5 protein-coding genes and 1 pseudogene are annotated in these 6,798 nt (G+C 61.7%); 2 read left to right on the top strand and 4 right to left on the bottom strand.

Translation table 11 applies throughout. From position 1 onward, the window contains the following. Positions 1-554 (top strand): annotated as a pseudogene (locus ACIQ7H_RS21415) (hypothetical protein); the annotation flags it as partial. Positions 555-1,197: 643 nt separating this feature from the next. Here the strand turns inward: ACIQ7H_RS21415 and ACIQ7H_RS21410 are convergent. After that, positions 1,198-2,292: a hypothetical protein gene (locus tag ACIQ7H_RS21410; protein ID WP_395795391.1), complete on the bottom strand. Its 1,095-nt coding sequence runs from the start codon at positions 2,290-2,292 to the stop codon at positions 1,198-1,200. A 155-nt stretch (positions 2,293-2,447) separates the two neighbouring features. Between ACIQ7H_RS21410 and ACIQ7H_RS21405 the strand changes: the two genes are divergently transcribed. Further along, complete coding sequence (locus tag ACIQ7H_RS21405; protein ID WP_395795389.1) at positions 2,448-3,026, top strand: hypothetical protein; 579 nt, start codon at positions 2,448-2,450, stop codon at positions 3,024-3,026. Between the two features lie 109 nt (positions 3,027-3,135). Here the strand turns inward: ACIQ7H_RS21405 and ACIQ7H_RS21400 are convergent, their stop codons facing one another. From ACIQ7H_RS21400 to ACIQ7H_RS21390, 3 genes are all read right to left on the bottom strand, one after another. Next, positions 3,136-3,339: a hypothetical protein gene (locus ACIQ7H_RS21400; RefSeq protein ID WP_395795387.1), complete on the bottom strand. Its 204-nt coding sequence runs from the start codon at positions 3,337-3,339 to the stop codon at positions 3,136-3,138. A 392-nt stretch (positions 3,340-3,731) separates the two neighbouring features. After that, positions 3,732-5,954, bottom strand: a complete 2,223-nt coding sequence (locus tag ACIQ7H_RS21395; RefSeq protein WP_395795385.1) for an RCC1 domain-containing protein — start codon at positions 5,952-5,954, stop codon at positions 3,732-3,734. Positions 5,955-6,172: 218 nt separating this feature from the next. Further along, on the bottom strand, positions 6,173-6,595 hold the full coding sequence (locus ACIQ7H_RS21390; protein WP_395795383.1) for a thermonuclease family protein: 423 nt from the start codon (positions 6,593-6,595) through the stop codon (positions 6,173-6,175). Positions 6,596-6,798 lie beyond the last annotated feature (203 nt).

Genomic DNA, 6,798 nt, shown 5'->3' with positions numbered 1-6,798 from the left:
CCCGCACCCTGGGGATCCGAGAAGCCGATCTCACCGCCGCGCGGCGCCTGGCCGAGGCCGCCAGCGAAAGAGCTGCTGCCTCTGAGCAGCATGCCGAGACGCTGAGGTCCAGACTTGCAATAGAAATCGAGCGTGCCCAGAACCTCGTCGTAGAGAAAGTGCGACTCGAAGTTGAACTAAAGAGCGAGAGAGACGACGCGAGGACATCTCGGGAGCGGCACTTGGAAGCCTCCCAGGCCGCGCAGGAATCCAAACAGGAACTACAGAGGGTCAGGGCCGAACTCGATCAAGCACGCAGCATGCTGGAAGCGCTGCGCATTGATTTCGACCGCCGCGGCAATGACTTGCTACAGCATCAGAGCCGGGTGGCAGCTCTCAATGCAGAGGCTACGTTGCGCGAAAAAGCGGAAGTCGATCTCAATCGCGCGCGGGACGAGCTGCAAACCGTTATCCATGAGCGGGACAACCTGCTCCGAAATCCACCTGCACTCATCGGTCAGCTACAGCGCATCCACGAAGCTCTTGAGAAGTTGCTGCCCAGAACTTCTAACTGACCTTGGCCGCAGATCACAAGACCTCGGAGGAGCCTGTCGTGACAAGAGATGTGGCTCAGGCGGAAGAACGGGCGGCGAATGCCGAGACCAGGGTGCAGGGCTCACTGCCGAGCTCGATCATCTTTATGGCAGCCTTCGGGACGTACTGACTCCGCTGACGGGGAATCGGCGAGGTCAAGCTTCTGCAAGGATGGGCGCCAAGACTTGAGCAAGTTTCTGGCTGTAGGACGCGCTGAATACGCCGGCCGCTCAATCCAGGACGAGTCCCTGCGTACCGACATCTTGGTCCCGTCAACTCTGCGGGGCGGGCAACTTGGCTTCCTCAACTGTGCAGGGTTGGCACACAAGACTCTGCGGCGCTCATGAAGTTTGCGTCTTCGACTCGGCGGTCCGAGAAAATGAACTGCTCAACGCTTCGGCGCTGGCACACAAAACTCTGCGGTGCCGAAGTCGACTTGCTTACCGACAACCTGGTACCGTCAACTCTGCATCGCCGGCAACTTGGTGTCCTCGACTCTGCGGGACCGGCAAGATGGCCTACTCAAGTATGCAGGTTTGGTACATCAACTCTGGGGGCTGTGACAGAAAATTCTGCGGTGCCCACGCGGCCTCCCCGATCATCGAAAGAAACAGCTTGTTGCGACTAGTCAGCGGGCGCCGATTGTGATTGGGGAGCGATCTCGGCCGCTCTGTCAACTATGCAACTTTCCGCGACCTGATTGAGTCTCGTCGCAAGAATTTGGGTCGCTTCTGTCAACTGGCGCTTCGTGCTGACGTGCCAAGTCTGGGCGTAGAGGTGATCAAGACCTGCCAAGTACCGATCAGCGCCTGCTAAGCCTTTGGACTCGCCTAGTAGCGCGTTATATGCGTTGACAAAGCGATCCTTGGAAGTCAGTGGCGAGCTGCTCTTGACGAGCGCGTTAAGCTCAACAACAGCCGTGTGAATCGCGCGTGCGGAGGGGCAATCCACAGGTAACTCTGCGGTATCCTGTGGCTTCGCAGCGATCTCGCGTCTTGTTTTAAGCTCAACATGCAGTTCCGTGCACGAGGCGAGTGCGTAGCCATCAATCTGTCCGAGCGCTGCGTCGATCACCGGCATCTCCGAGCGATTGCCTTTCAGATTGGCGATCGCCGTATCCAGAACTCCATCCTTTGGGTGATTGGCTTTTATTGACTCAATATGGCTAACCGCAAGGTCTCTATAGCTTCGCCGTCGCATGAAGTCGTCGTCGTCGGTGGATGCCAGTCCATCCTTGATTTGAATCAAGCCGAATGCGGCATTACGTAGCGTGGCGCAGTCGTAGTTTACTCGAACAATCGACGGCGGAGTTCTTGAGCCTGCATGTGTTTCCTGAGTTGTCTCGTCCGAGCTTACAGTTCTTTGCGCCTGCACTCCGCCGGATCGGCTCTCCGACCTCGCTTTCGCCAGAGCATCTTTGAGCTCTTGCAAATCGGAATCCGTTAGGCAGGCTGGCGAAACTGCAGAAGCGGATGCTGGAGTCTTTGGCTCGCACGCAGACTCTGCGTCTTTAAACCTTGATTCCGCATCGCGAGACAGTGAGTCAATCCTGATCTCAAGGAGCTTGTTCTCCTCCTGCAATCGCTCTACGCGAAGTCCATGCACGAAATCAAACATTAGCCAAACCGGAATTCCGATTAGTGCGGTCTCAATGGCATATCGAAGCTTGTTGCCCCATATTTCGGCAGCGATTTCGGCAGCTCGCTCTCTGAACTTCATAGGCTTTTCGGTGGTTGGCGCCAGGGTGGACAGGCCGGGTACGCTACAGCAATATCGCGACCCTTTCCCGTCGTTGATTCGAGGAGGTCCCTCTTGCAGCAAGTCCGGTCAAGAACTCATCTCTTTCGGAAGAAGAATCGCTTGTAACACATGCGGTGGCAAAAGCTCGACTGATCGACCACCGCAAGCGCCAGCAGGCGGCACACCCCGGCCTCACACTCACCGGCAAGTACAACGTGCTGGAAGCCCTGCGCGAAAGCCGCGAGGTCAGCGCCAAAGACCGCGTGATGCACAACGAGCGTCTGGTCAGCGTGCTGCGCCAGCTCCACGACGAACTCGATGCCGCCGTGCTCGACGCCTACAGCTCGACAGTCCTGCTGCCCGTGCCGTTGCCGACAGTGCGACGGGTGTCGCGACGGACATCGCCGTGGACGCGCGGGCAGCACGAGCGCTGCACATCCGCACCCAAGCCAGCCTGTTGTCGCTCGCGACGCTCGACGGCAGCGACACCGACGCCATCAGCGAAGAAGACGCACGCCCGAACGCCCGACACCGCGAGCGCGGCGATCTCGGGCACCAAGGCCCAGCCCTGGCCACGCGACACCGTCGACCAGATCGCCGCCCACTTCACCAGCCGCGGCCCCTGGAAGAACCGCCTTCCCCAGCTGATCGAAATGCTGCTGGCCTTGGGCCGCGCCGAGGCCAATGGCGAGGGGTACATGGGACGGCGGTGAGGCCTATGCGCGCTGGTGCTACCGAACTGTCGACACCTCCGTAGCATCTGCCACGATGCTGAGAGTGGTGCACAGACAATCGAAGGAGAGGTACAAGATCCTTCGCACATCACGCGTCCCTGGCGCGAGCGCCGGGCGCGGGAAGGTCGAACAGGGTGTAGATCGAGAACCCCTCGTCCCGAGCGGTCTGGATCAGCAGATCCCGAACGCGCTTGCGGTCCTCATAGATCAATTGCTCGCGGCGTTGTCGTATCAACTGCTCGAGGTGCTCAAGTTGTCGGATGGACATGCCTTGCAGCTTGAAGTGCTCCATAAAGATTCGGTCTGGGAAAGCATTGGGAAAGGTCTAAAAGTGTAGACGGTCGCCAGACCGCGCGACATGAAGATGCACAGGAAACGGCGAAATCCTCCTGTACCGCGAGGGATAGGGCGGGCATTTGAAGTCGGTGACGTCCTGATTATCCAGGTCGGACGTCCTGAACGTTTGAATGATCACGATGACGCGATCGCCAGCCGTATAAACCGGCATGCAGATTGAGGTTCGAAAGGAACCTCCCGGCCGCGTCGCTCGCGCCAAGGACGGAACGAAAAGCGCGGCGACATCACAAGCTGCCGGTATTTCGGGTGGTTTCTGCGAACAAATCGAACTAGCCGACCATGGCGCTGAAGCGAGCCGGCAAACGTGGCGCGCAGTAGGGTAACGGCTCAACGTGGTTGGATCGAAGAATTCACAACTGCCGGCGCGACGGCCTCGAATCCATCGTTAAACACGAGATCATCCAGTACGGCAGCAGGGAAGGGCCGAACACCGGCGGTACCGTCGCCAAGCTGGCCGCTACTGTTCCACCCCCAACAGCGCCCTCCTCCCGAGGCTTCAAGTGCGCACGTGTGGGAACCACCTGCCGTGATCACCGATGCCGAACTCAAACCACTCACCGCCACCGGCGTCAAGCGCTCTGCAATCGAATCATCGCCCAGCTCGCCAGAGGCGTTGTTGCCCCAGCATCGCCCTGCGCCAGCGGTGAGCAGGGCACAGGTGTGGTAGTCACCCGTAGTGATCGCCCAGGCCTCGTTCAGATCGATCACCTGCACGGGCGCCAGGCGCCGAGTGGTTGTGCCGTCCCCAAGCTGCCCGTTGCTGTTCCGACCCCAGCAGCGCACCTCGCCTCCGGAGAATAGGGCGCAGGTGTGCGCGCCACCTGCAGAGATCGCCGTGGCTCCAGCCAGGCCGATCACCGGCACCGGCACCGAGCGATTCGTCGTCCTGTTGTTGCCGAGCTGACCGTCGAAGTTGGAACCCCAGCAGCGCGCCTCGCCATCGGAGACCAGTACGCATGTATGTGAGCCTGCCGCCGTGATCGCAGTGGCCCCACTCATGCCGAACACCTCAACTGGCGTGGGACGCTCCGTGGTCGTTCCATCGCCCAGCTGGCCACTAAAGTTGAAACCCCAGCAGCGTACTTCACCCCCTTGAATCAGAGCACAGGTGTGAGAGTTGCCAGTACCAATTGCGATGGCGCCGCTAAGGCCGCCTACGGGCACAGGCGTGAGGCGCTGCGTCGTCGTACCGTCACCCAGCTGGCCGTTGCTGTTGCGACCCCAGCAGTTCACGTAGCCGCCGGCAACAAGTGCGCAAGTGTGTGAATAACCTGCAGAGATAGCGGTAGCACCGCTCAGGCCGAATACTCTCACTGGGGTCAGGCGTGGCGAGTTCGTGCCGTCGCCCAGCTGGCCGTCGAAGTTGCCGCCCCAACAGTGGACCCCGCCCCCGGCGGTCAGTGCGCACGTGTGCGACGTTCCCGCCACGATGGCCGAGGCTCCACTCAGACCGATCACAGCGACCGGCGTCAGGCGGTTAGTCGGCGTGCCGTCGCCGAGCTGGCCGCGGAAGTTGTCACCCCAGCAGCGCGCCTCGCCGTCAGCGACCAGGGCGCAGGTGTGCTGGCTACCCGCCGCTATTCCCGTAGCCGCACCCATCCCGCTCACCAAAACAGGCGATAGCCGCTGCAGGGTCGTGGTGTCGCCCAACTGACCGGAAACATTTCCACCCCAACAGTGCACCGCACCGCCAACCACTAGGGCGCACGAGTGGACGCTACCTATCGCGATCGCAGCAGCTCCGCTGAGGCCCATCACCGCCACTGGCGTGAGGTGCTGCGCAGTAGTGCCATCGCCCAGCGCGCCGATGCCATTCTCGCCCCAACAGCGTGCCTCGCCACCAGCAACGAGAGCGCAGGTATGTAGAAGACCTGCGGCGAGCGCGGTAGCGCCGCTCAGACCTTTCACCGCCACCGGCGTGAAGCGCTGCGTCGTTGTACCGTCGCCAATCTGGCCGTTGGAGTTTTCGCCCCAGCAGCGAACGTCACCCGCCACGAGCAGAGCGCACGTGTGCGAGCCACCGCCCGCTATCGCCGTGGCACCGCTTAAGCCGCTCACGGAAACCGGCCAGCGTCGCAGTGTGGTCGTTCCATCACCGAGCTGGCCGCCGGTGTTGAACCCCCAGCAGCGCACCGCGCCGCTTGCCATAAGGGCGCATGTGTGACCCCGACCCGCTGCGATAGACAACACGCCACTCAAATCGCTCACTTTTACCGGCATCAGGCGCATTTCCGTGGTGCCGTCGCCCAGCGGACCGTTGCCCCAGCACAGCACCTCGCCACCAGCATTTAGGGCACACGTGTGCTGGCCACCCGCAGTGATCGCTGTGATCCCGCTCAGACCGCGCACTGCAACAGGTGCTAGCCGCTGAGTGGTTGTTCCGTCACCCAGCTGACCGGAGCTGTTGCTTCCCCAGCACCGCACCTCGCCGTTCATGAGAAGAGCGCAGCTGTGGGCGCCTCCGGTCGCGACTTCCTGGATGCCGGTCAGCGGCACCAGCGTGTTAGCCGCTGCCCCGACACTCAAGACGCACGCAGTCAAACCGAGCACCAAAATGCTCCAAATGCACCGACACGCGCCACGCCGGCTGTGCTCCGAACTGGCTTTGCTCACGAAGTTCACCTCTTCCCTGGAACCGCTGTGAGGGGGCTATCCCTATGCACAGCCAATCAGCCTTGCATACTGGCGACGACGAAAGTACCCCTCGGCCCACAACCGAACGGTGCGCTCTCGATCGAACTCAGGGGAAGTTGATCCGAAATCGTCTGTTAGCGCTCGCGCCGTCTCCACTCCCACGGCGGATCCAACTGGACACCGTCGGCCCATACACCCCGGCCCGCCGAGCGTGCCGCCTCTTCGTCGGCCAAGTATCGCCGGCTGAATTCGCGGTAGGCCAGCGCCAGTCCTTCTGCTACGAGCGCAGCATTCAAGTCGACCTCGCCGCCGTAGCAGATGGCTACGACTCTCCCATATCGATCGATGTTGTGGGGCTCGCAGCGGACGGGGCGGCCGCCTATCAGCGCATCGAGCCGTTGCGCGGCCGTTTGCCCACACGGCCAAGGCCGGCCTTCACGCGTGCAGGTCTGGCGCGCCTCCGGCGCATCAATGCCGAAGAGGCGAATACGCTCGCCGTGGATCTCGAGGCTGTCTCCATCCACCACCGAGGCCTGACCGACGATGTCAGGCTGCACCGAAGCACACCCAGGCAGCGTCAGGCACCCAAGCGCGATTAGCGCGGCCACAGATCTGCAAGCGAACCCCATCATCTCAGCCCTCGCGCGGCGCATGGAAGAAGCCGTCCGACTTTACCTGCGCTTCGAACGAACGAGCGTGCGGCAGGTGGGCGCCCCAAGCCTTTGCCGTGCTCACCGTGACCCCGAAGGTCGAGGCGACG

Source organism: Aquimonas sp., assembly GCF_044377145.1.
Classification (GTDB): domain Bacteria; phylum Pseudomonadota; class Gammaproteobacteria; order Xanthomonadales; family Xanthomonadaceae; genus Aquimonas.
The sequence above is the reverse complement of the archived record's forward strand: the minus strand, read 5'-3'. Positions and strand labels throughout refer to the sequence as shown.